The 22,125-nt window shown below is 72.4% G+C and carries 21 protein-coding genes; 16 read left to right on the top strand and 5 right to left on the bottom strand.

Annotated features, from left to right (window positions below; translation table 11 throughout):
• Positions 1–16 precede the first annotated feature (16 nt).
• The 3 genes from QFZ76_RS38050 to QFZ76_RS38040 are packed head-to-tail and all read left to right on the top strand — an operon-like array spanning position 17 to position 3,623.
• Positions 17–1,303 carry an acetyl-CoA carboxylase biotin carboxylase subunit family protein gene (locus tag QFZ76_RS38050; protein WP_307677923.1) on the top strand — a complete coding sequence of 429 codons (1,287 nt, stop codon included), beginning with the start codon at positions 17–19 and terminating at the stop codon, positions 1,301–1,303.
• Positions 1,300–2,625, top strand: a complete 1,326-nt coding sequence (locus tag QFZ76_RS38045) for an MFS transporter (RefSeq protein WP_307677922.1) — start codon at positions 1,300–1,302, stop codon at positions 2,623–2,625. Before QFZ76_RS38050 ends, QFZ76_RS38045 begins: the two co-directional genes overlap by 4 nt.
• Positions 2,622–3,623, top strand: coding sequence for a GNAT family N-acetyltransferase (locus tag QFZ76_RS38040; RefSeq protein WP_307677921.1), 1,002 nt, complete (start codon positions 2,622–2,624; stop codon positions 3,621–3,623). Before QFZ76_RS38045 ends, QFZ76_RS38040 begins: the two co-directional genes overlap by 4 nt.
• Positions 3,624–3,641: 18 nt before the next feature.
• Here the strand turns inward: QFZ76_RS38040 and msrB are convergent, their stop codons facing one another.
• The 4 genes from msrB to QFZ76_RS38020 all read right to left on the bottom strand — a co-directional run bounded on the left by msrB (position 3,642) and on the right by QFZ76_RS38020 (position 7,158).
• On the bottom strand, positions 3,642–4,046 hold the full coding sequence (gene msrB, locus QFZ76_RS38035) for a peptide-methionine (R)-S-oxide reductase MsrB (RefSeq protein WP_266432474.1): 405 nt from the start codon (positions 4,044–4,046) through the stop codon (positions 3,642–3,644).
• A gap of 29 nt (positions 4,047–4,075) precedes the next feature.
• Positions 4,076–5,467, bottom strand: a complete 1,392-nt coding sequence (gene murC / locus QFZ76_RS38030; protein WP_307677920.1) for a UDP-N-acetylmuramate--L-alanine ligase — start codon at positions 5,465–5,467, stop codon at positions 4,076–4,078.
• 87 nt (positions 5,468–5,554) lie between these two features.
• On the bottom strand, positions 5,555–6,028 hold the full coding sequence (locus tag QFZ76_RS38025; protein WP_266432478.1) for an indole-3-glycerol phosphate synthase: 474 nt from the start codon (positions 6,026–6,028) through the stop codon (positions 5,555–5,557).
• 221 nt (positions 6,029–6,249) lie between these two features.
• Complete coding sequence (locus QFZ76_RS38020; protein WP_307677919.1) at positions 6,250–7,158, bottom strand: pyrimidine reductase family protein; 909 nt, start codon at positions 7,156–7,158, stop codon at positions 6,250–6,252.
• Positions 7,159–7,319: 161 nt separating this feature from the next.
• Here QFZ76_RS38020 and zapE point away from each other — a divergent pair, with 161 nt between their 5' ends.
• The 9 genes from zapE (at position 7,320) to QFZ76_RS37975 (ending at position 17,009) form a co-directional block, all read left to right on the top strand.
• Positions 7,320–8,432 carry a cell division protein ZapE gene (gene zapE / locus QFZ76_RS38015; protein WP_307677918.1) on the top strand — a complete coding sequence of 371 codons (1,113 nt, stop codon included), beginning with the start codon at positions 7,320–7,322 and terminating at the stop codon, positions 8,430–8,432.
• Between the two features lie 205 nt (positions 8,433–8,637).
• Entirely contained in the window at positions 8,638–9,030 is a 393-nt protein-coding gene (locus QFZ76_RS38010) for a hypothetical protein (protein ID WP_307677917.1), read from the top strand.
• An 86-nt stretch (positions 9,031–9,116) separates the two neighbouring features.
• Positions 9,117–9,695, top strand: a complete 579-nt coding sequence (locus QFZ76_RS38005) for a carbonic anhydrase (protein WP_307677916.1) — start codon at positions 9,117–9,119, stop codon at positions 9,693–9,695.
• A 14-nt stretch (positions 9,696–9,709) separates the two neighbouring features.
• Complete coding sequence (locus QFZ76_RS38000; protein ID WP_307680243.1) at positions 9,710–11,167, top strand: SulP family inorganic anion transporter; 1,458 nt, start codon at positions 9,710–9,712, stop codon at positions 11,165–11,167.
• Between the two features lie 102 nt (positions 11,168–11,269).
• Positions 11,270–12,070 carry a slipin family protein gene (locus QFZ76_RS37995; RefSeq protein WP_307677915.1) on the top strand — a complete coding sequence of 267 codons (801 nt, stop codon included), beginning with the start codon at positions 11,270–11,272 and terminating at the stop codon, positions 12,068–12,070.
• Between the two features lie 93 nt (positions 12,071–12,163).
• Positions 12,164–13,591 carry a PhoX family protein gene (locus tag QFZ76_RS37990; protein WP_307677914.1) on the top strand — a complete coding sequence of 476 codons (1,428 nt, stop codon included), beginning with the start codon at positions 12,164–12,166 and terminating at the stop codon, positions 13,589–13,591.
• A 21-nt stretch (positions 13,592–13,612) separates the two neighbouring features.
• On the top strand, positions 13,613–14,503 hold the full coding sequence (locus QFZ76_RS37985) for a PPK2 family polyphosphate kinase (protein ID WP_307677913.1): 891 nt from the start codon (positions 13,613–13,615) through the stop codon (positions 14,501–14,503).
• A gap of 28 nt (positions 14,504–14,531) precedes the next feature.
• Complete coding sequence (locus tag QFZ76_RS37980) at positions 14,532–16,046, top strand: FAD-dependent oxidoreductase (protein WP_307677912.1); 1,515 nt, start codon at positions 14,532–14,534, stop codon at positions 16,044–16,046.
• A gap of 60 nt (positions 16,047–16,106) precedes the next feature.
• A complete protein-coding gene (locus QFZ76_RS37975; protein WP_307677911.1) occupies positions 16,107–17,009 on the top strand; it encodes a polysaccharide deacetylase family protein in 903 nt (300 codons plus the stop codon).
• On the opposite strand, the gene QFZ76_RS37970 is transcribed toward QFZ76_RS37975, so the two are convergent.
• Positions 16,951–17,130: a hypothetical protein gene (locus QFZ76_RS37970; RefSeq protein ID WP_307677910.1), complete on the bottom strand. Its 180-nt coding sequence runs from the start codon at positions 17,128–17,130 to the stop codon at positions 16,951–16,953. The two genes, QFZ76_RS37975 and QFZ76_RS37970, sit on opposite strands and share 59 nt — an antisense overlap.
• Before the next feature lie 38 nt (positions 17,131–17,168).
• Between QFZ76_RS37970 and QFZ76_RS37965 the strand changes: the two genes are divergently transcribed.
• The 4 genes from QFZ76_RS37965 (at position 17,169) to QFZ76_RS37950 (ending at position 22,049) form a co-directional block, all read left to right on the top strand.
• Positions 17,169–17,891: an aminoacyl-tRNA hydrolase gene (locus tag QFZ76_RS37965; RefSeq protein WP_373464409.1), complete on the top strand. Its 723-nt coding sequence runs from the start codon at positions 17,169–17,171 to the stop codon at positions 17,889–17,891.
• Positions 17,892–18,105: 214 nt separating this feature from the next.
• Complete coding sequence (locus QFZ76_RS37960) at positions 18,106–19,410, top strand: DUF692 domain-containing protein (RefSeq protein WP_307677908.1); 1,305 nt, start codon at positions 18,106–18,108, stop codon at positions 19,408–19,410.
• A gap of 949 nt (positions 19,411–20,359) precedes the next feature.
• On the top strand, positions 20,360–21,169 hold the full coding sequence (locus QFZ76_RS37955) for a DUF4142 domain-containing protein (protein WP_307677907.1): 810 nt from the start codon (positions 20,360–20,362) through the stop codon (positions 21,167–21,169).
• 97 nt (positions 21,170–21,266) lie between these two features.
• Positions 21,267–22,049, top strand: coding sequence for a TIGR04222 domain-containing membrane protein (locus QFZ76_RS37950; RefSeq protein WP_307677906.1), 783 nt, complete (start codon positions 21,267–21,269; stop codon positions 22,047–22,049).
• Positions 22,050–22,125: the final 76 nt, after the last annotated feature.

The raw sequence follows: 22,125 nt of genomic DNA, 5'->3' as shown, positions 1-22,125 counted from the left end.
AGCAGAGCGGAAGCCCATGCAGAACGCCGAGCGGGACACCCCGCCCCGGACCGTGCGGAAGATCGCGTTCCTGAGGTCCGTCGACATCCAGCGTGCCGACCCCTACATCCAGCGCACCGTCCGGGACCTGGCCGGCGAGGGCATCGAGGCGCGGCTGTTCCACACCCACGGACAGGCCGGGGACGACGACTTCCCCGGTGGCCGCCAGGCCGTCGATCCGGCTGTCACCCCTCGTGAACTGGCCGGGCTGGTCACGCGGTGGGGAGCCGACGCGGCGGTCTCCATCTCCCTGCCGTGCGAGAACGCGTTGCGCGACGCGACCGCGAAGGAACTGCTCGATGCCGAGGGCGTACCGACGGTCATGACCCCGCTCACGGCCACCTCACTGCTGAGCGACAAATGGGAGACCAAGCAGCTGCTCGTCCGTGCGGGTCTCGACGTCCCGCGCGGCTTCCGGGCCGACTCCGACCTCCTGGCCGGGCGGGGCCTCGCGATCCCCGCCTACGCCGACGCGCTGCGGGCCCAGGCCGCGCGGATCGGCTACCCGCTGCTGTCCAAGCCGCTGTGGGACTCCACCAGCTTCGGGATCCGGGCCGTGCCCGACCCGGCGGCGCTGGACGCCTACCTCCTCGACCCGCCGCCCGTGTCGGCCGTCGTCGAGGAGTGCGTCAGCGGGGACCTGTGCTCCGTGGACATCGTCGGCGAGCCCGGCGCGTACCGGGTCCTGCCGGTGTGCTGGACCGGCACCGCCGGCCCCGAACCGGTGTTCACCTTCGCCGACCTGCGCTGGTGCGGGCCGCGGCCCGAGGCCGACCGGGCGTTCGAGCCCGTCGCCGCCCGGCTGGTCGACCTCTGCGAGGAGCTGGGCGTCCGTGGTTCCGTCAACGTGGACATGATCTACAGCGGCGGCCGGTATGTCGTCCTGGAGATCAACCCCCGCATCGGCGGCGCCACCACGCTCTCCTGCGCCGCCTCCGGCACCAACACCTTCACCGCCCTGACCGACATGGCGCTCGGCCGGTACGCGCCCGGCCCGGTCCGCCGCACCCGCTGGGCCGTCGAGTTCCTCTCGCCCGAACGGCTGCCACGGGGCGCCCGCGAGGAGCTGGCGGACCGCGTGGACCTCGTCACCGCGCACCAACTTCTCATCGACGGCACCGACCACGGCGACATAGTCGTCTTCACCCTCACCGACGGCGAGGAGCAGCAGACCGTCAAGGCACTGGAGGACCTGCACGCCGTCACCGGTTTCCCCCGGCAGGAGGTGCTGGACAAGATCCGGACCCTGCTCCGCGCCTCATGACCCCGGACACCTCCGCCGCGCCCGCTCCCGCCCGTCCCGGCCCGCTGGCGCGGGCCCTCGGCCTGCCCGCCGTCCGTGGGTACGGCCGGTTTGTCACCGGCAACCTCGTCGACTCCGTGGGCAGCGGCATGCTGCTGCCCCTCGGGCTGCTGTACTTCACCACGGTGCGCGGTCTGTCCGCCCCCGCCGTCGGCGCCGCCGTGACGGTCGGTCAACTGGCCGCCCTGCCCTCGGTCTTCCTCGCCGGCCGCCTCATGGACCGCTTCGGCCCCCGGCAGCCGACCGTCGCGGCCAACGTGGTCACCGCCGCGGGATTCCTCACCTTCCTCCTCGCCCACCGTCCCTGGCAGATCGTCTGCGCCTACTTCCTGGTGCAGTCCGGGGTGAACACGTACTACACGGCGCAGCGCACGCTGATCACCCAGGCCACCCCGGCCGGGGAGATCCGTGCCTGGTTCGCGTTCACCGGAAGCCTGCGCAACATCGGCATCGGCGCCGGCGCGGCGCTGGCCGCGGGTGCCCTCGCGCTGTACGGGACCGGAGCCCTGACCGGCCTGCTGGTGGCCGCCGCCCCGCTGTACCTGCTGGCCGCGGTCTGCTTCGCCCGCGTGCCCGTGACGACTCCGCCCGCACCGCGGGCCGGTCCGCGGCCGGATCCCGGGGACGCCGGGAGCAGCGGCCGGGAGCCCGACGGGCCACGCGACGACGGCACCCGCCGCTACCTCCTCCTGGTCGCCTGCGCCCTCCCCTTCGTGCTGTCCCAGTCGATGCTGGCCGTGCTCATCGCCCTGTACGCCACCACCGTCCTGGGGCTGGCGGCGTGGGCCGCGAGCCTCCTGCTCATCCTGAACACGGTTCTGGTCTCCACCCTCACCAGCCCACTGACCGCCCACGCCGCACCCGCGCAGCCACGGCACGCCATCGCCCTCGGCTACGGGCTCCTCACGGCCGCCATGGTGGCCTTCGCCGCGCCGGCGCTGCCCGGCACCGCGATCCCCGCGTGGCCCGCACTGCTGCTGGCGATGGTGCTGTTCAGCCTCGCCGAGATCTTCTGCTCGCCGGCCCTGAACGAACTCTCCGTCACCCTCACCCCGGGTGCCGCCCGGGGCGGCAAACAGAGCCTCTACCAGCTCTCCTGGTCGACCGGGAACATCGCGGCCCCCGTGCTGTTCACCACCCTCCTGGCCGCCGGTGGCCTCGTGCCGTGGGTGGTTCAGGGCACTGCCTGTCTCCTGGCGCTGCTGGCGGTTCCCGCTCTGCGGCCGCTGCGCCCGGCGGCCACCGCCCCCACCGATCCCGAGGAGAGTCCGACATCACCGTGAAAGCGCACATCGCCTCCACCCTCCGCGAGGTCCCGGCGGACGACTGGGACCGGCTCGCCCGTTCCGCGGGCCTGTACCTCTCCCACCGCTGGCTGCTGGGAGAGGAGTCGGATCCCACCGCGACCGCGTCGTACGCCCTGGTCCGTGACGGGGACGGCACACTCCTCGCCGCCGCCCCCCTCTACCTCGTCCACAGCGAACCCAACGACTTCTACGACCCCCACCTGCTGGAGCTGTCCGGCCCGCCCGGACCGCGGGTGCTCGCCGGTGCCCGCCGCGGGTACCACAACGCGCCCCTGACCAACCCTGGCCTGCCTCCTGAGCGGCGCACCGCCTGCCTGGCCCTGTTGCGTGACTGCGCGCGCACTCACGCCGAGCGCCACGACACCACGCACTGGTGGCCGTATCTGACCCAGACCGCCGCCGAGCAGCTGGGCGCGGTGTACGACAAGGCCTCGCCGCAGCGGATGGACGACGACGCCGCCATCCCCCTGCCCGGCGGCTCCTTCGAGGACTACCTCGCCTCCCTGCCCTCCAAGCGCCGGGTCGCGGTGCGCCACGAACGTGCGGCGTTCCGCGACGCCGGGTTGAGCATCCGTCACCTGCTGCTCGGAGACTGCTTCCGGGAGGCCGGGCAGTTGCTGGCAGCCCTCCAGTCCTCGCACGGACACACAGCCGACGACGCCGGCCTGATGACCCGTCTGCTGGGCCGGCAGGCCGAGGCGATGGGCGAGCAGGCCCGGGTGACAGCCGCCTACGAGGGGCAGCGCATGGCCGCCTTCAGCCTCTACTACCACTTCGGCGGCACCACATGGCTGCGCGCCGTCGGCACCGACCCGTCCTGTTCCGCCCCGTTCGCCTACTTCAACCTCACCTACTACCTGCCCATCGAGGCCGCTTACCAGGAGGGCACCACCACCCTGCACGCGGGGATGAAGGCCATCCGCGCGAAGCAGCTGCGCGGGGCCGAGGTCACCGGCCTGTTCGCACTCCGATAGGCACGCCCGCGTCAGGCGTCAGGCCTCCGGGGTCAGACGCAGCGAGATCGAGTTGATGCAGTACCGCTGGTCCGTGGGGGTCGGATACCCCTCCCCCTCGAACACGTGCCCGAGATGCGACCCGCACCGGGCGCACCGCACCTCGGTCCGCACCATCCCGTGCGACCGGTCCTGGATGAGCTCGACCGCGTCCGTGTCCTTCGGGTCGTAGAAGGACGGCCAGCCGCAGTGGGACTCGAACTTCGTGGTGGAGGTGAAGAGTTCGGCGCCGCAGGCGCGGCAGGAGTAGACGCCCTCGGTCTTGGTGTCGGTGTACTCACCGACGAAGGCGGGCTCCGTGCCGGCCTGCCGCAGCACGGCGTACTCCGCCGGGGTCAGCTCCGCGCGCCACTGCTCGTCCGGCTTGTCGACGTCGTACGACATGAAGGCCAACCCCTTTGCTTCTGTGCGAGTCACTTCTGTGCGAGACGGTCCAGGATCTGCGGGCCGAGGTCCGTCACGTCACCCGCGCCCATGGTGAGAACGAGATCACCGGGCTTCGACATTCCCGCGACGGTCTCCGGCACCGCGCCCTTGTCGCGCACCGGCGTCACGTCCGCGCCCGCGGCCCGCGCCGCCTCGATGATCAGCTCGCTCGTCACGCCCGGGATCGGGTCCTCGCGGGCCGGATAGATGTCCAGGACGACCGACGCGTCGGCCAGGGTCAGCGACTGACCCATCTCCTTGCCGAGTTCCTGCGTCCGGGAGAAGAGGTGCGGCTGGAAGACGACCAGGATCCGGGCGTCGCCGGCCGCCGCGCGCATCGCCTCCAGATCCGCCGTCATCTCCGTCGGGTGGTGGGCGTAGGAGTCGATGACCTGGACCCCCGCCGCCTCGCCCTTCAGCTGGAGGCGCCGCTTCACACCGGTGTACGCGGCCAGCGCCGGGGCCAGCTCGGCGGCCGGCACGCCCAGCGCCACGCCCGCCGCGAGCGCCGCCACCGCGTTGTGGGCGTAGTGACGACCGGGCACGGAGACCGTGAAGGTGAGTTCCTCGCCGTCCAGGAGGACACTGACCTCGCTCTTCAAGCCCTGCGCCGTCACGGACAGAACCCGTACGTCGGCGTCCTCCGACTCCCCGTACGTCACCGTCCGCACCGACCCGGCCAACCGCCGCGTCAGCTCCCGCGCGCCCTCGTGGTCCGCCGTGATCACCAGCGTGCCACCGGGCACGATCCTGCCCGCGAACGTCTCGAAGGACTCGTAGATCTCGTCCATGGAAGCGTAGTTGGCGTGGTGGTCGAGCTCGACGTTGAGGATGATCGCGACCTCGGGCGCGTACTTGTGGAAGCTGCGGTCCGACTCGTCCGCCTCGGCGACGAAGATCTCGCCCTCGCCGTGCAGCGCGTTGGAGCCGGGCGCGTCCAGATCGCCGCCGATCGCGTACGACGGCTTCAGGCCCAGCTCGCTCAGCGACACCGCCAGCATCGACGTGGTCGTGGTCTTGCCGTGCGTGCCCGCCACCGCGATCGGCCGCAGGCCGTCCATCAGCCGGGCGAGTGCGTCCGAGCGGTGGACCACCGGGATGCCCAGCTCGGCCGCCCGGGCCAGCTCCGGGTTGTCGGCCCGGATCGCCGACGAGACGACGACGCACGTGGCGTCGTCCGCCAGGTGCCCCGCCGCGTGCCCGATGTGCACGGTCGCGCCCAGCGCGCGCAGTGCCTCGGCGGTCGCGGACTCCTTCGCGTCGCTGCCCGCCACCTTCGCCCCGCGCTGCGCGAGGATCTTCGCGATCCCCGACATCCCGGCCCCGCCGATGCCGATGAAGTGCGGTCGGTCCATGGCGGTGGGAAGGCCGGGTGCCATGTGTGTCTCCCTGTACGTGCTGGTGCGGCGACGGTTCGGCCACCCACCCTACTGACCCGTGGCCCACGCGACGGACAGCCGGTTGCGTCAGGCCTTGCTGTGCGAGAACAGCTTCAGCACCGGCACCCCCACCTTGTGCCGCGCCCGCGAGGCCCAGTCCCGGTGGAAGAACTCCTCCACGTAGTGCGGATCCGTCAGCACGATCACCTCGTCCGCGTCGATCTCGCCGACCAGGGACTTGAGCGCGTCCAGCGGATGGGCCTCGATCAGCCGCCCCTCCGCCTCGCTGCCGGCCGCCCGCAGGGCGCGCAGGGACACGTCCAGCGCCTGCTCGGCGAGCCCCTTCACCTTCTCGCCCTCCGCCGTCTCGAGCTCCCGCGCGGCCTCGTCGATCTCGCCGAGCGCGACGTCGTCGATGGCCCGCAACAGCCGGTCCGCCTGGTCGCCGCGCGGCTGCAACAGGACGTGGAAAGCGACCGGTTCGTCCCCGTGCAAGGTGGTGACGAACTCCACGTCGGCGGACGTAAGGGCCTTCTCGATCATCAAAACGCTTGTGAACACCGGGCGCCCCTTCTCCTCCGTGGGCCGTGCGAGGCCCTGCGGAAACCATCCTGCCCCGCGATCGCACAGGTACTGCCGGTTTCAGTGTGCCCGTCGAAAACGAAACGGAACGGCAGATTCCGCCGAGTCGCCGCCGAAGGGGGCGATCGAGCCGGTTTCGGGAGCAGCCGGGCCCGTCACGGCCGGTGGCCTCGGGCTCACGGCCGCCGCTTCCGGCCGGCTCACGGCCGTCGGTAGCGACTGAAGAGGAAGCCCTCCTCCTCCAGCAGGGACACCAGTGCGAACCGCTGCGGAACGGCGACCGAGGGCCCGCCCGCGATGCGCTGTGCGTCCCCCGCGGTGAGCATCGGGGCCACGGTCAGGCAGAGCTCGTCGAGCACCCCGGCGGCCACCAGCTGGCCGAGCAGCCGCGGGCCGCCCTCCGTGAGCAGCCGGGTGTGGCCGAGCTCGGCGAGGGCCCGTACGGCACGGGCGGGCTCGACGCCGACGCCGTCACCGGCGACGACCACCCGGGCGCCCGCCTTCTCGGCCGCCGCGATCCGGTCCGGGGCCGCGGCGGCGCCCGTGAGGATCAGCGTGGGCACCAGGGGGGAGGTGAACAGCGGGAGCGAGAAGTCCAGGTTCAGGCTGGCGCTGACCACCGCGATCGCGGGGACGGGCCCCTGCCCGGCCGCCTCCCGCAGCTCCGCGAACTCGGCACGCGCGCGTGCGGGCCGGTATCCCTCCTTGCGTACCGTTTCCGCGCCGGCGATCACCACGTCCGCGAGGGCCCGCAGGGTGCCGAAGATCCGCATGTCGGCGGCGCTGGAGATGGGCTGCGAACGGCCGTCGTGCTGGCCGGCCCCGTCGAGCGTGGACACCATGTTGGCCCGCAGCCAGACCTCCGGCCCACCGGAACCGGCCCCGGAGCCGGCCGCCCCGGCCGCTCCCCGGGGCCCCAGCCCGGGATAGGCGTAGGCGGCGGCCAGCTCGGCAGGGCTCCACTCCCGGTCGACCAGATGAGCCCGGCCGACCCCACCGGCACCATCACCTCCGGAGCCTTCACGTACACCCCCCTCCCCCTCGCCCGGGGGAGCCTCACCGGGGGTCCGGTTCACTGTCTCGTCGGTCACAGGAAACAGGCGTCGCATGTCGTGCAGTGTGGCACGCCCCCTGCGCTCCGACCGGTCGGTCGGGCCCAGGGCGCGGGGTCCGGCGGGCCTCCCCGCCCTCGGCTTCACCGGGCTCGTCCGCCGGGCGCCGCACACCCGGTCCGGCCGGTCCCGCCGGGCAGGCCCTAGCATGGGTAACCGTGCCTACCTCCCCCGCCGCGTCCGGATTCGGCCCCATAGCCGACATCGCCCCGCTGTCCCTGTGCGACCGTGAGCCGCATGTCCCCGCGGACCGGCTGGTCGCCGAGATGGTGCCGCCGCCGCGGTTCGACTCGGTGCGCTTCGGGACGTACATCCCGGACCCGAACCAGCCCAGCCAGACCGAGGCCGTGCGCGTCCTCGAGGGCTTCGCGGCCGGGCTCGGCGGGGCACACGCCTCCGGTGCCGGCAAGGTCAGGCGCGGCTTCCTGGGCCTCGGGAAGGGCAAGGCGCCGAAGACCCCGCCCGGCCCCCGTGGCGTCTACCTCGACGGCGGCTACGGCGTCGGCAAGACCCACCTGCTCGCCTCCCTCTGGCACGCCACCCCGGCCGAGCCCGCGCTCAAGGCGTTCGGCACCTTCGTGGAGCTGACCAACCTGGTCGGCGCCCTCGGCTTCCAGAAGACGGTCCAGACCCTTTCGGGCCACCGTCTGCTGTGCATCGACGAGTTCGAACTGGACGACCCGGGCGACACCGTCCTCGTGTCGACGCTGCTCGGCAAGCTCGTCGACGCGGGCGTCGCCCTCGCCGCCACCTCCAACACCCTGCCGGGCAAGCTCGGCGAGGGCCGGTTCGCGTCGGCCGACTTCTTTCGCGAGATCCAGGGGCTGTCCGCGCACTTCCGCGCCCTGCGCATCGACGGCGAGGACTACCGCCACCGCGGTCTGCCCGAGGCGCCGGCGCCGTTCACCGACGAGCAGGTCACCCGGGCCGCGCACCGCACGCCCGGTGCCTCGCTCGACGGCTTCCCCCAACTCCTGGACCACCTCGCCCGCGTCCACCCCAGCCGCTACGGCGCCCTGACCGACGACCTGACGGCGGTCTGCCTCACCGACGTCCGGCCGATTCCCGACCAGTCGACGGCCCTCAGGCTCGTCGTGCTCGCGGACCGGCTCTACGACCGCGAGGTCCCGGTCCTGGCCGCGGGGCTGCCCTTCGACCGGCTCTTCAGCGAGGACATGCTGAACGGCGGCTACCGCAAGAAGTACTTCCGGGCGATCTCGCGACTCACCGCGCTGGCCCGGGACGCGAAGGGCCTGGTCGAGCCCTCCTAGCGCACCGACTGCCCAAGATCAAGAGCGGGTTCACGCCAGCCACCCTGCCCGCTTCAGCCTCTCTTCAGGTCGAAACGTTAAGTTAACCCTGCAAACAACTTTGCCGGGCTAAGGTGTTTCTTGACCAGCCATTGACCAACCTTTGGCTTGGGCCAGAGAAGGACCGGCAAGGGACCAGAGACGAGAACTGCCTGAAGGGGGGCGCATGTTCCGAGGTACGACGGTACGGACCGTGATAGCGACCCTCGCCGCCGTCCTGCTCGCCCTCCAGTTCTTCGCACCCACCGCGTCCTTCGCATCCGCGCATACGGCCCGTCAGGCAGAGGCCAAAGCCCAGCCCGGAACCAAGCTCTCCGGCAAGGCACTGCGCGACGAGTCCGTCACGTACCGCCACTGCGACCCCGCCGAGGACCCGACCGGTCCCCTGCGCAACCGCGACCGGCACCGCGCCGTCGACTTCGCGCCCGAAGGGCCCGAGCGACCGCTGCCGGTCCAGGATCCGGCGGCCGTGAGCAAACCTGCCGTGCCCGGCGCCTTCCGGATGTCAAGACCCCCGACATCCCACGCCCCGGCCGCACTTCAGGTCTTCCGCTGCTGACAGCGCCGACAGCACGCAGTCACATCCCCCACATCTGTCATGTACGTCCGACGCGCCCTTCGGCGCGCCAGGAGGAGTCACCACACATGCAGCCCCTCATCGACAACGCCCGCACGTTCGGACAGCGCCCTGAGGAGTTCGCCAGGCTGGCCGAAGGCCAGTCTCCGCAGGTCCTCTTCATCACCTGCTCCGATTCCCGGGTCGTCCCGGCGCTGATCACGGGCGCCCGCCCCGGCGAGCTCTTCGAGCTGCGCACCGCGGGCAACATCGTCCCCCCGTACGCCTCCGAGCACCCCACCAGCGAGGCGGCCACCATCGAGTACGCGGTGGAGGTGCTCGGCGTCCGCGACATCGTGGTCTGCGGGCACTCGCACTGCGGCGCCGTCGGCGCCCTGGTGCGCGGCGACGACCTGACCGCCGTACCGGCCGTGCGCGACTGGCTCACGAACGCCACGCCACGCCCCGCGGGGGCGGTCGAGGATCCGTGCGTGGCCGAGGGCGTGCAGAGCCACGTCCTCGCCCAGGTACTGCGGCTCCGTTCCTACCCCTTCATCGACAAGAAGCTGACGGAAGGCCAACTGAACATCCACGCCTGGTACTACGAGGTCCACACGGGGTCGGTGCTGACCCACGACGTGTCCTCCGACGCCTTCCGGGCACTGTGAGGACGGCCGTGGACCTGCGAACCAAGTACCCTCACCTGCGGCAGGACTTCGCCGCCTCCCTCGTCGTCTTCCTCGTCGCCCTCCCGCTGTGCGTCGGCGTGGCCGTCGCCTCCGGGGTCCCGGCCGAACTGGGCCTGGTCACCGGCATCGTCGGCGGCATCGTCACCGGTCTCATGAGGGGCAGCAGCCTGCAGGTCTCCGGACCGGCCGCGGGTCTGACCGTGCTCGTCTTCGAGGCGGTCCAGGAGTACGGCCTCCCCGTGCTCGGCGTCATCGTCCTCGCCACCGGGCTGCTCCAGATCCTCATGGGCACCCTGAAGCTCGGGCGCTACTTCCGGGCCATCTCGGTCTCCGTCGTCGAGGGCATGCTGGCCGGAATCGGGCTCGTCCTGATCGCCGGACAGCTGTACTCGGTCGTGGACGCCGAGGCCCCGGCCTCCGGCCTCGGCAAAATAGCCGGGCTGCCCGGCGCTCTCGCCGACGCCGTCACGAACACCGGGGCGCTGGCCTCGCTGGGCCTCGGCGCGGGCACCATCGCCGTGCTCGTGCTGTGGAAGCGGATGCCGAAGCAGCTGCGCACGGTCCCCGGACCGCTCGCCGCCGTCGGTCTCGCGACCCTGGCCGCCCTGGTCTTCTCGATGCCGGTCGCCACCGTCGAGGTACAGGGGCTGCTGGGCTCCATCCAGCCGCCGTCGATGGACGCCTTCGGTGAACTCGCGAGCGTCGGCGTGCTCGGCACGATCGTCGCGTTCACGCTGATCGCGTCCGCCGAGTCGCTGTTCAGCGCGGCGGCCGTGGACCGGCTGCACGACGGTCCGCGCACCGCGTACGACAAGGAACTCGTGGCGCAGGGCGCCGGCAACGCGCTCTGCGGCGTGCTCGGCGCGCTGCCGATGACCGCGGTGATCGTGCGCAGCGCCGCGAACGTGCAGGCGGGCGCGAAGACGAAGGCGTCCCGCGTGATGCACGGCGTGTGGCTGCTGCTGTTCGCGGCGCTGCTGCCGAACGTCCTGGCCTACATCCCGATCCCGGCCCTGGCGGGCATCCTGGTGCACGCCGGTGCCAAGCTCATCCCCGTCCGGCAGATCGTGACGCTGTGGCGCGAGCACCGCGGCGAGGCGCTGATCCTGGTCGTCACGGCCGTGTCGATCGTCGCGGTCAGCATGTTCGAGGGCGTGCTCATCGGTCTCGCGCTGGCGGTCGTGAAGACCGCCTGGGAGGCCTCGCACATCAAGATGGAGGTCATAGACAAGGGCGCCGGCCCCGTCCAGGCGTACCTGTCGGGCAACGCGACCTTCCTCCGGCTGCCGAAGATACTCGACGATCTGGAGTCGCTGCCCCAGGACCGCCCGGTCGAGCTGGACCTGGCCGGGCTGCACCACCTCGACCACGCCTGCCGTACGGCTCTGGAGAACTGGGCCGAGCGGCACAGCGCGGTCGGCACGGAACCCGTGCGGGTCACTGCCGCGTAAGCACACCGGTGCCTGGTCCGGGGCCGATCGTGGCCCCGGACCAGGCACCGGGCATATCGTTGCAGGAGCAGACAGAGCGGACCTCTCGACGAGGAGGCCGGGATGCTCGAGGAACTGTTGGCGGCGGGCATCGCCGCCGGTTGTGCCGGGGCCGTCTACATCGCCTCGGCGGCGCGGGTCGTCAAGCAGTACGAGCGCGGGGTGGTCTTCCGGCTCGGGCGGCTCGCCGGTGAGGTGCGACCGCCGGGATTCACCTTGATCGTCCCGCTCGTGGACCGGCTGCACAAGGTGAACATGCAGATCGTCACGATGCCGGTGCCGGCCCAGGAGGGCATCACCCGGGACAACGTGACGGTGCGCGTGGACGCGGTCGTCTACTTCAAGGTGGTCGACGCGGCGTACGCGCTCGTCCGCGTCGAGGACTACAAGTTCGCGGTCTCCCAGATGGCGCAGACCTCCCTGCGTTCGATCATCGGCAAGAGCGATCTGGACGACCTGCTGTCGAATCGCGAAAAGCTGAACCAGGGGCTGGAGTTGATGATCGACAGCCCGGCCGTGGAGTGGGGCGTGACCATCGACCGCGTCGAGATCAAGGACGTGTCGCTGCCCGAGACCATGAAGCGTTCCATGGCCCGCCAGGCCGAGGCGGACCGTGAGCGGCGGGCCCGGGTCATCAACGCGGACGCGGAACTGCAGGCGTCCAAGAAGCTCGCGGAGGCCGCCGGCGTGATGTCGGAGCAGCCCGCCGCGCTCCAACTGCGCCTGTTGCAGACGGTGGTGGCGGTCGCCGCCGAGAAGAACTCGACCCTCGTCCTGCCCTTCCCGGTGGAGCTGTTGCGCTTCCTGGAGCGGGCACAGCAGGCGCCTGTGGAGCAGGCGTCCCAGAAGCCGATCGGGAAGTGACACGTCTACGCGCGTGGTTCCCGCGGCCGTCGGCAGGTGGTAGACACGGCGGGGTCACATGTTCCTGTCCGCCAGCAGGAAGGTTGCTGCCCCATGTCCGAGACCACCACCTCCGCCTCCGAGACGGCCTCCGCCTCGACAGCCGACACGTCGACCCGCCGTCAGATACTGGCCCGCACGGGCGCCCTGGGCGTCTCGATCGCCTTCGCCGGAAACCTCTCCGAACTCTTCGCGGGCACCGCCGCCGCACAGTCCCTGGGCCGGACCGGCTACGGCCCGCTGGTCCCCGACCCAAAGGGCCTGCTCGACCTGCCGGAAGGTTTCCGCTACCGGGTCCTGTCCCGCGCGGGCGACCCGCTGCGCTCCGGCGAGGGCAAGGTCCCCTCCAACCACGACGGCATGTCGGCCTTCGCCGGCAGAAACGGCAGTACTCCCGTCGTACATCTGGTCCGCAACCACGAGAACCGCAACACCGCCACGCTCGCCGTCCCGACGGTCAAGGGATTGACCTACGACCCGGCCGGCAAGGGCGGCTGTACGACGCTGACGCTGGACTCCCGTGACAGGGTGCTGTCCGAGCGGGTCGCGATCGCCGGTACGGCCGTCAACTGCGCGGGCGGACCGACCCCTTGGGGCACCTGGCTGACCTGCGAGGAGACCGAGGACAAGGCCGGCACCAACGGCTACACCAAGGACCACGGATTCATCTTCGAGGTCGACCCGGTCGACCCGCACCGCTCCGGTGCCGTACCGCTGACCGCGATGGGCCGCTTCCAGCACGAGGCGATCGCCGTGGACCCGAAACGGGGCATCGTCTACGAGACCGAGGACGCCTTCCTCAAGCCCTTCGGCCTCTTCTACCGCTTCCTTCCCGAGAAGCCGCTCGGCGGACCCGGCTCGCTGCGCAAGGGCGGCCGGCTCCAGGCGATGCGCGTGCCCGGCGTACCCGACCTGTCCTCGATCCAGGACACGGGCGCCTGCTTCGGCGGCGTCGAGTGGGTCGACGTACCGGACCCGCTCGCGGCCGAAACCCCCATCCGCCTCCAGGACTTCGGCCCGAAGGGCATCACGCACGCGCAGAAGCTGGAGGGCTGCTACTGGGGCGGGCGGTCGGTGTACTTCGTGTCGTCGTTCGCGCACAGCGCGGAGGGCTCGGCGGCCGACCACTTCGGGCAGATCTGGCGCTACGACCCGTCGGAACGCCGTCTGACCCTGGTGATCGTCTTCGGCCCGGACACCGACATCCAGCTCCCCGGCGAGTCCCCGGACAACATCTGTCTCGCCCCCAGCGGCGGCCTGATGGTCTGCGAGGACGGCAACGGCGCCCAGCACGTCTACGGCGTCACCCGGCGCGGCGAGGTCTACGCGATGGCCCGCAATCGTCAGAACATCGGCACGCCCGAGGAACCGGAGTGGGGCGAGTTCGCCGGAGTGACCTTCTCCCCGGACGGCGGGACGATGTACGTCAACTGCTACACGCCCGGGACGACCTTCGCGGTGACGGGGCCGTGGCGTAAGTAGCCGGACCGGAAGGGGTGCCCCGTGGCCGACAAGGACGCTCGTGGGAAGTCCGGGAAGGGCGGGAAGCGCGGCAGGACCAGGCTCCGTGAGCTGCTGCGTGTGCCGGGCGGCGAGCCGGTCGATCTCGCCTCCTACGACACCGGCTCCGTCCCTGTCGGCCCCGGGAAGAAGTCCGCGGGCAAGGCGGCCACCGCCCGCATGGGCGAGGACCTCGCCGGCCTGCAGGAACGCCTGTTCGCGGCGAGCACGGCGGGCGACCGGCGCCGGGTCCTGCTCGTCCTCCAGGGCATGGACACCAGCGGCAAGGGCGGCACGATCAAGCACGTGATCGGCTTCTGCAACCCCTCCGGCTGCCGCGTCCGGGCGTTCCAGGCACCCACCGCCGAGGAGCGGGCGCACCCCTTCCTGTGGCGGGTCGAGCAGGCCCTCCCCAACCCCGGCGAGCTGGGCATCTTCGACCGCTCGCACTACGAGGACGTCCTCGTCGCCCGGGTCCGCGAACTCGCCCCGCGCGACGAGATCGAGCGCCGCTACGACCAGATCAACCGCTTCGAGAAGTCCCTCGCCGCCGACGGCACGACCGTGATCAAGTGCTTCCTGCACATCTCCTACGAGGAGCAGCGCCGCCGCCTGGTCAAACGCCTCGACCGCCCGGACAAGCACTGGAAGTTCAGCCCGTCCGACATCGACGACCGGGCGCTGTGGCCCGCGTTCCAGGAGGCGTACACGATCGCTCTGGAGCGCTGCTCGACGTCGTACGCCCCCTGGTACGTGATCCCGTCGGACCACAAGTGGTACCGGAACTGGGCGGTGGGCCGGCTGCTCCTGGAGCATCTCCGGGAGCTCGACCCGCGGTATCCGAAGCCCGACTTCGACGTGGCTCAGTGCCGTCGGCGGTTGCTCGCGCAGTGAACCGGGCCGGACGGGGTACCCGGCCCGCATGACCGAGAACCCGCACGTCAGCGGCTCGTACTGGCTCCAGACCGCACAGGGCCCGGACCGCGCCACGCTGGCGGACGACATCGAGGTGGACGTGGCCGTGATCGGCGCCGGAGTCGCCGGGCTGAGCACGGCCTGGGAGCTGGCGCGGGCCGGGCAGCGCGTGGCGCTGCTGGAGGCCGAGCGGGTGGCGGCCGGCGTCACCGGGCACACCACCGCCAAGCTCACCGCCCTGCACACCCTGATCTACGACAAACTGCGGCGCACCCGCGGCCCCGAGGGCGCACGGCTGTACGCCCGCTCGCAGTCCGAGGCGATCGAGCGGGCCGCGCAGACCGCGCAGGAGCTGGGCGTCGACTGCGACTGGGAGCGCCGGAGCGCGTACACGTACGCCTGCGACCCGGGCCGGATCGACGAGCTGCGCGCCGAGGCCGCGGCCGCGCGGGAGGCGGGGCTGCCGGCCTCCTTCGTCACGGAGACCGGGCTGCCGTTCGCCGTGGCGGGCGCCGTGAAGGTCACCGGGCAGGCGCAGTTCCATCCGCGCAAGTACCTGCTGGCCCTCGCCGACGACCTGGTAGCGCGGGGCGGGCAGGTGTACGAGCACACGACGGTGGTGGGCCTGGAGGAGGGCGAGCCGTGCCGGCTGACCACCGACGCGGGGGCGCGGGTGACCGCCCGGGACGTCGTGGTCGCCACGCACTATCCGGTCTTCGACCGCGCCCTGCTGTTCACCCGGCTCTCCCCGCGCCGCGAGCTGGTCGTCGCCGGGACCATCGGCGCCGACCGGGACCCGGACGGCATGTACATCACGCCGGACGAGGGCACCCGGTCGGTCCGTACGGCACCGCACGGCGAGGACCGGCTGCTCATCGTCACCGGGGAGCACTTCACGCCCGGCACCGGCGACACCCGCTCCCGCTTCCAGCACCTGTCCGACTGGGCCGCCGAGCACTTCCCCGACGTCACCCTCACCCACGCCTGGGCCACCCAGGACAACGACCCCACGGACACCGTCCCGCTCGTCGGCCCGATGCACCCGGGCGCCCACCACACCTACGTCGCCACCGGCTTCGGCGGCTGGGGCCTGAGCGGCGGGATGATGGCGGGCCGTCTCCTGACGGCGCAGATCACCGGCGAGGAGTGCGCGTGGAGCGAGCTGTACGACCCGCGCCGGCTGCGCTCGACCGTCCGCGAGGCGCCGTCGTTCCTCAAGCACCAGGCGCAGGTCGCCCGCCACTTCGTCGGCGACCGGCTGCGGCCGCCGCCGCCGGTCGAGGCGCTGCCGCCAGGCGAGGGCGCCGTCGTCCGTGCCGACGGCGACCGGCTCGCGGTGTACCGGGACGAGGCCGGCCATCTGCACGCCCTCTCGTCGCGCTGCACCCACATGGGCTGTCTGGTCGCCTTCAACGCGGCCGAGTGCGCGTGGGAGTGCCCGTGCCACGGCTCGCGCTTCGACACGGACGGCAAGGTGGTCCAGGGACCGGCGACGCGGCCGTTGGAGCAGCGGGAGATCTGACCGGGTGACACAGCAGCCGCGCCTGCGCCCATAGCGAGACGATCATCATACGTTCCTACGGTGATCACTCGCGTACGTCGTGTCACCACCGCCTGCGGCCTTGCCGCCACCCTCGCCGCTCTCGCCGCCTGCGGCACTCCTCAGGCGCCCCAGCCCGCTCGCCCCGCCCCCTCCGCGTCCTCGGCGACCCCGTCCCGGCCGCCGACCCTCGCCCCCGGCCCGGCCGGCCTGACCCCCGTCTTCGAGAACGGCCCTCACCGCGCCTCGGACAGGACCGTCGCGCTCACCTTCGACGCCGACATGACCGCCGGCCAGGGGCCCCGGGCGGCGACGGGCGAGCGGTTCGACAATCCGCGGCTGATCGCGACGCTGCGCGCGCTGAAGGTGTCGGCCACGGTGTTCATGACGGGCCGGTGGGCCGAGGAGTACCCGGCCCAGGCCCGCTCCATCGGCCGGGACCCGCTCTTCGAGGTCGCCAACCACTCCTACAGCCACTACGCCTTCACCGACGACTGCTACGGGCTGCCGACCGTCTCCGAGAACCGGATGCGCGCGGACGTGGAGCGGGCGTACGGGGCGTTCCGCGAGGCCGGGGTGCCCGATCCGATGCCGTACTTCCGCTTTCCCGGCGGCTGCTACGACCGCCAGGCCCTGAAAGCGCTGACCCCGGCCGGGGTCACCGCCGTGCAGTGGGACGTGGTCGGCGGGGACGCGTTCGCGACGGACGCGGACGCCGTGGCCCGGCAGGTCCTGGAGGGGGTGCGGCCGGGGTCGGTCGTCGTCATGCACTGCACGCGCAGTGCGGCGCCGGCGACCGAGCGGGCCGTGCGCGTGATCGTGCCGGAACTGCGGAAGCGGGGGTACCGGTTCGTGAAGGTGTCCGAGCTCATCGGGGACGCGGCGCTCAGCCCGAGCAGGCCGTCCGCTGCGCCTCCTGCCACTCGCACACCGGGCACAGGGTGATCCCCTTGTACGACTCCGGGTACTCCGTGGGCTTCCGGCACAGGACGCACTCCGCGTACGGCGGCCCGTCCGCCTTCGGCGGTGTCGGCGCCTCGCGGATCGTGCAGTAGTCCTCGCTCATACACCCAGGGTAGGTTCCCGTCCCCCGGTTGGCAGACTGTGCGGGTGAGCAATGAGTCGACGCCCGTGAACGAAAGCCCCTTCCGGTCCGAGCCCGGTGAGCGCGATGTCGCACCGCAGTTCGTGCTGCCGCTCGTCGTGCGTATCGAGCGGGGCGCTCCCCCGGCCCGTACGGACGCTCTGGAGACCGCCGCCCGTGCCGTACTCGTGATGCTGAGCGACGAGCGGTCCCTCGGGGACGGCGACTGGGCCGAGACCGTGCGCGCATGGCAGGACGCCCGGATCCGCAAGGTCGTGCGGCGGGCCCGCGGTGCGGAGTGGCGGCGGGCCGAGGCGTTGCCCGGTGTGACCGTCACCGGGAAGTCCGCGGAGGTCAGGGTCTTCCCGCCGGTGCCGTTGGACGGCTGGCCGAAGGATCTGGCCCGGCTCCAGGTGTCCGGCACGGACCTCGACGACCCGGAGCCGCCCGTGGCGGCGGACGGCTCGGTGCCCGTGCTGTGGCTGAACCCGGAACTGGACATGTCGGCCGGCAAGGCGATGGCGCAGGCCGGGCACGGTGCCCAGCTCGCCTGGTGGGAGCTGTCGCAGGAGGAGCGGGCCGGGTGGCGTGACGCCGGTTTCCCGCTGGCCGTGCGGACCGCGGACCCCGGCCGCTGGGGCGAACTCACCACGCTCGGGCTGCCGTTGGTGCGGGATGCCGGGTTCACCGAGATCGCACCCGGATCGTGCACGGTGGTCGCCGACCACCCGGCACTGCGCTGACCGGCGGGGGTGTATCGGCCGCTCGTTTTCGCCCGCTGATTGAACAGCGGGGGTGGCTCCCGCGTATCTCCAGGCACTGCCCGAGGCCCGCCCGAACCTCAAATGTTGCTCTGAAGGAGCGTGCGGAGGGGTTCGGGGCCGCCCGGCGGGGCCATACCTCCGTCACGCCCGAGGAGGCGGCACCGCGGATCCGGAGGAAGCCGAGGAGGGGACCATGAAGCGACTGGGAACGGGCATCGGTTGGCGGCCCGAGATCGCGGACGCCGTGGAGCGCATGCCCGGCATCGACTGGGTCGAGGCCGTGGCCGAGAACGTGTGCCCCGGGCACCTCCCCGACTCGCTGCTGCGGCTGCGCGAACGCGGGGTCACGGTGGTCCCGCACGGCGTCTCGCTCGGCCTCGGCGGCGCGGACCGCCCCGACGAGGCCCGGCTGACCGCCCTCGCCGAGCGCGCGGAGGCGCTGGGCTCGCCGCTGGTCACCGAGCACATCGCGTTCGTCCGGGCGGGCTGGCCGCTGACGGCCTCCCCGCGCCTGGAAGCCGGCCATCTGCTGCCCGTCCCGCGCACCCGGGACGCCCTCGACGTGCTGTGCGAGAACATCCGCATCGCGCAGGACGCGCTGCCGGTGCCGCTCGCCGTCGAGAACATCGCCGCGCTCATCTCGTGGCCCGGCGAGGAGATGTCCGAGGGACAGTTCCTGTACGAGCTGGCCGACCGGACCGGCGTACGTCTGCTGATCGACGTGGCGAACCTGCACACCAACCACGTCAACCGCGGCGAGGACCCGGCCGAGGCGCTCGCCGAACTGCCCCTGGAGGCCGTCGCGTACGTCCATGTCGCGGGCGGCTTCGAACGCGACGGTGTCTGGCACGACAGCCACGCCCACCCGGTCCCCCGCCCGGTCCTCGACATCCTGACCGACCTCGCGTCCCGGGTGTCCCCACCGGGCGTCCTGCTGGAGCGGGACGAGAACTTCCCCGAACCGGCCGAGCTGGAGGCCGAGTTGGGGTCGATACGGGAGGCGCTGGCCAAGGGCGGCGCGAAGCCCGCGCCCGCCGGTACGCCGACGCCCGCCCCCTCGTCACCGGCTACGACCGCCGACGACCTCACCCGCCAGCGCCTCGCCCTCGCGCAGACGGCCCTGCTGTCCGCGCTGGTCGCGGGGACACCCGTACCGGAAGGCTTCGACCGGGTACGGCTGGGCGTGCAGGCCCGGGCCCTCGCCGGAAAGCGTGCGGACGTCGTGGCCAAGATCGCCCCGGAACTCCCGGAGATCCTCGGCACCGCCTACCGCCCCGCCTTCCTCGCCTACGCCCCCGGCCACCCGATGACCGCCGGCTACCGCCGCGACGCCCTGGACTTCGCCGAACACGTCCTGCTCGCCGGCCGCCTGGAGAACCCGGCGGCCCGACGCGCCCTGCGCGAGTGGTGGCTCGACCGCTCGGGATCGACCCCGCGCTCCCAACGACCGACGGTAAGACTGGCCCGAGCAACACGCCGGGCACTGCTGCGACGCTGAGCGCAGGCCCCTGCCGCCTGCTGAGCGCAGTCCCTGCCGCCCGCAGCGGTCGCCCCAGGCCACCAACCCGCGGTCAGCGGAGACCGCCAATCCACGACGGCCCACCCCAAATCCAGGCCCAGCCCTGCCCGCCGACCCGGACAACCGAGGCGGCCAACCAACAGGCACCCGAACCCGCCTATCCGCTGACGCCGGAACCGCCAGCACGCGGACGCCGAGGCCGCCAAACCGCAAACGGCCGAGGCAGCCGGTCCGCAGACGCCGAGGCCGCCTCTCCGCGCGCAACCAAGCCGGCCAGGACCCGTGCGCCGAGGCCGCCGGTCCGCAGACGCCGACGTCCTCAGTCCGCGGCCAACCGACAGGCTGCCCAACCCGCCACTCCAGGACCATCCCAGCCCGCCGATCCGCGGACGCCGGGCCCGCCAGTCCGCGGATCCCGAGCCCCCAGCACGCGGACGCCGGGCCGCCAGTCCGCAGACGCCGAGCCCCCAGCACGCGGACCCCGAGCCCTCAGCACGCGGGCGCCGGGGCCGGCAGTCCGCGGACGTCGAGCCCCCAGCACGCGGGCGCCGAGGCCGTCAGTCCGCGGGCAATCGTGCCGCCTAGGGCGGCACGGGTGGGCGCGGGCGGCACCCCGCCACGCCGGGCTGCGCACCCCACCGCACCGGCCAACCGCCCAACCGCCCTACGCCGCACCCCGCACCCCGACTAGGCGCACCCCCCACCCCCGACTGTGCCGGGGTTAACACCGCTCGACGACAGCCCACACCCCGCCCGCGCCTCACCCGCGTTTGTCACGAAACGCACCCCGCTCCCCTCCTCCATCGACCCTGCAACGCCCCCGATACGACCATTCGCCCCCGTACGGCAGTTGGCGTAGACCCCGCAGTAACATGTCAATCCCGCACCCGAAACGCACTAGCGTGCGGTGCCGCAAGCAGGAGGCACCATGCGACCCCGACCCCCCATCAACGGCAGAGGCATATTCACCGGCACCGGTCTCATCATCACCTGCCTGACCGCGACCCTCGTGGCGCTGATCTTCCCGATCTGGTCGTACGCCGACCGTTCCGGGACCGGCGTGGACGTGCTGAACGCCGAGACCGTGTCGACGAAGTACGGTCCGCTGTCCGGGCTCGACCGCGAGTTCGTCACGAAGGTCCGGCTGGCCGGACTGTGGGAGCTGCCCGCGGGACAGCAGGCGCAGCAGAAGGGCACCACCCAGGCCGTGAAGACGGCGGGACAGCACCTCATCGAGGGGCACATGTTCCTGGACGAACGCGTGCGTGACGTCGCGTCCGAGCTCGGTCTCGCACTGCCCAACGAGCCCAACGAGCAGCAGAAGCAGTGGCTCCAGACGCTGACCGCGGCCCAGGGCGTGACCTACGACCGGGACTTCGCCAACATCCTGCGGCTGGCGCACGGCAAGGTGTTCTCGGTCGTCGCCCAGGTGCGCGCCAGTACCCGCAACTCCCTGGTGCGGGCCCTCGCCGACGACGCGAACACGACCGTGCTGGACCACATCAAGGTCCTGGAGGCCACGGGTTACGTCGACTTCGACGCCCTCGCCCAGGAGATGGCCGCCGGCTCCACTCCCCCGCTCACCAACTCCCCGGCCCCGCCCGCCCCGCTCGCCGACCCGAGCCCGGCGATCCCGGTGACCCCAGCGACCCCAACAACCCCGGCGACCCCGGCGGCATCCCCGAGCTATCCGCTCCCCCCGCCCGCCACCAGTCCGCCGCCCCCACCGGATCAGTGACCGCGACACCGACCGGAACGTCACATACCGGCAACTCCTGGCCCGGATCGTGAACAAGGCATGGCGCCGCCCCGACCCGGTCGCATAGAAAATCCACATGTACTGGGTCCTTCTCCTGCTGCTGGCCTGGGCCGCCGCCGGCACGGCGTGTACGCGGCTGTGCCTGGCCGCCGTACGCGCGGCGGCCGTCGACGCGGACGCGGGCCGGGTACACGATCTGACGCTGTACGAGGCCGCGTTCCTGTCCGGCGGGCCCGGACGGGTCGCCGACCTGGCCCTCGTCTCCATGGCGCGCCAGCGGCGGCTGCTGCTCGCCCACACCGGCTGGGCGACCGTGGTCGACCCGCGCGGCCGGGACGACCTGGAACGGTCGGTGATAGGGGCCATCGGGCCGGAGGGGCAGTCGCTGATCGCGCCGGTACGGGCCACCGCCGCCGCCACGGACGCGGTGCGCGGCATCGCCGACCGGCTGGTCAGCGCGGGGCTCGCCGTGCCCGACGGGGCCCGGGCGGGGGTCGCGGCGGGGATCCGTCAGGTGCAGCTCGCCGTGGTGGCCGTCGCCGCGCTGGGCGCCGCCGCGCTGCTGACGCCGGCCCAGTCGGACATGCCGCGGCACCTGGTCGCCCTCTGGTTCGGGCTCCCGCTCGCGCTCACCCTGAGCTGCCTCGCGATCGCACGCATCGAGGTCCACCCGTACTCGCGCTGGGCCTCCCCGGCCGGCCAGCGCCTCCTCAGCGCCCTCACCAGGCGACCCGGCGGGGGCGACCGTACGGATCTCACCTCCGTCGCCGTCCACGGCATCCGCGCGATCGGCGAACCGGACCTGCGCGCGGCCTTCGCCCACGGCGGCGAGCAGCCGTACCGGCGCGAAGCGCGGTAGCGGACAGCGGGCCCCGCAGGGGGCGCACGGAGGCATAGGGTCCGACACCGGACGGGCGGTGCTTGCCTTCGCCCAC

The sequence above is a fragment of the Streptomyces sp. V4I2 genome (assembly GCF_030817655.1).
In the GTDB taxonomy this organism is placed as follows: domain Bacteria; phylum Actinomycetota; class Actinomycetes; order Streptomycetales; family Streptomycetaceae; genus Streptomyces; species Streptomyces plumbiresistens.
This window is presented reverse-complemented; position numbering and strand designations above follow the sequence as displayed.

Coding starts and splice junctions, on each gene's coding strand:
- QFZ76_RS38050 (WP_307677923.1), top strand. CDS start 17: ATGCAGAACGCCGAGCGGGACACCCCGCCCCGGACCGTGCGGAAGATC.
- QFZ76_RS38045 (WP_307677922.1), top strand. CDS start 1,300: ATGACCCCGGACACCTCCGCCGCGCCCGCTCCCGCCCGTCCCGGCCCG.
- msrB (WP_266432474.1), bottom strand. CDS start 4,046: ATGTCGTACGACGTCGACAAGCCGGACGAGCAGTGGCGCGCGGAGCTG.
- murC (WP_307677920.1), bottom strand. CDS start 5,467: ATGGCACCCGGCCTTCCCACCGCCATGGACCGACCGCACTTCATCGGC.
- QFZ76_RS38020 (WP_307677919.1), bottom strand. CDS start 7,158: ATGCGACGCCTGTTTCCTGTGACCGACGAGACAGTGAACCGGACCCCC.
- QFZ76_RS38010 (WP_307677917.1), top strand. CDS start 8,638: ATGTTCCGAGGTACGACGGTACGGACCGTGATAGCGACCCTCGCCGCC.
- QFZ76_RS38005 (WP_307677916.1), top strand. CDS start 9,117: ATGCAGCCCCTCATCGACAACGCCCGCACGTTCGGACAGCGCCCTGAG.
- QFZ76_RS37995 (WP_307677915.1), top strand. CDS start 11,270: ATGCTCGAGGAACTGTTGGCGGCGGGCATCGCCGCCGGTTGTGCCGGG.
- QFZ76_RS37990 (WP_307677914.1), top strand. CDS start 12,164: ATGTCCGAGACCACCACCTCCGCCTCCGAGACGGCCTCCGCCTCGACA.
- QFZ76_RS37980 (WP_307677912.1), top strand. CDS start 14,532: ATGACCGAGAACCCGCACGTCAGCGGCTCGTACTGGCTCCAGACCGCA.
- QFZ76_RS37970 (WP_307677910.1), bottom strand. CDS start 17,130: ATGAGCGAGGACTACTGCACGATCCGCGAGGCGCCGACACCGCCGAAG.
- QFZ76_RS37960 (WP_307677908.1), top strand. CDS start 18,106: ATGAAGCGACTGGGAACGGGCATCGGTTGGCGGCCCGAGATCGCGGAC.
- QFZ76_RS37955 (WP_307677907.1), top strand. CDS start 20,360: ATGCGACCCCGACCCCCCATCAACGGCAGAGGCATATTCACCGGCACC.
- QFZ76_RS37950 (WP_307677906.1), top strand. CDS start 21,267: ATGTACTGGGTCCTTCTCCTGCTGCTGGCCTGGGCCGCCGCCGGCACG.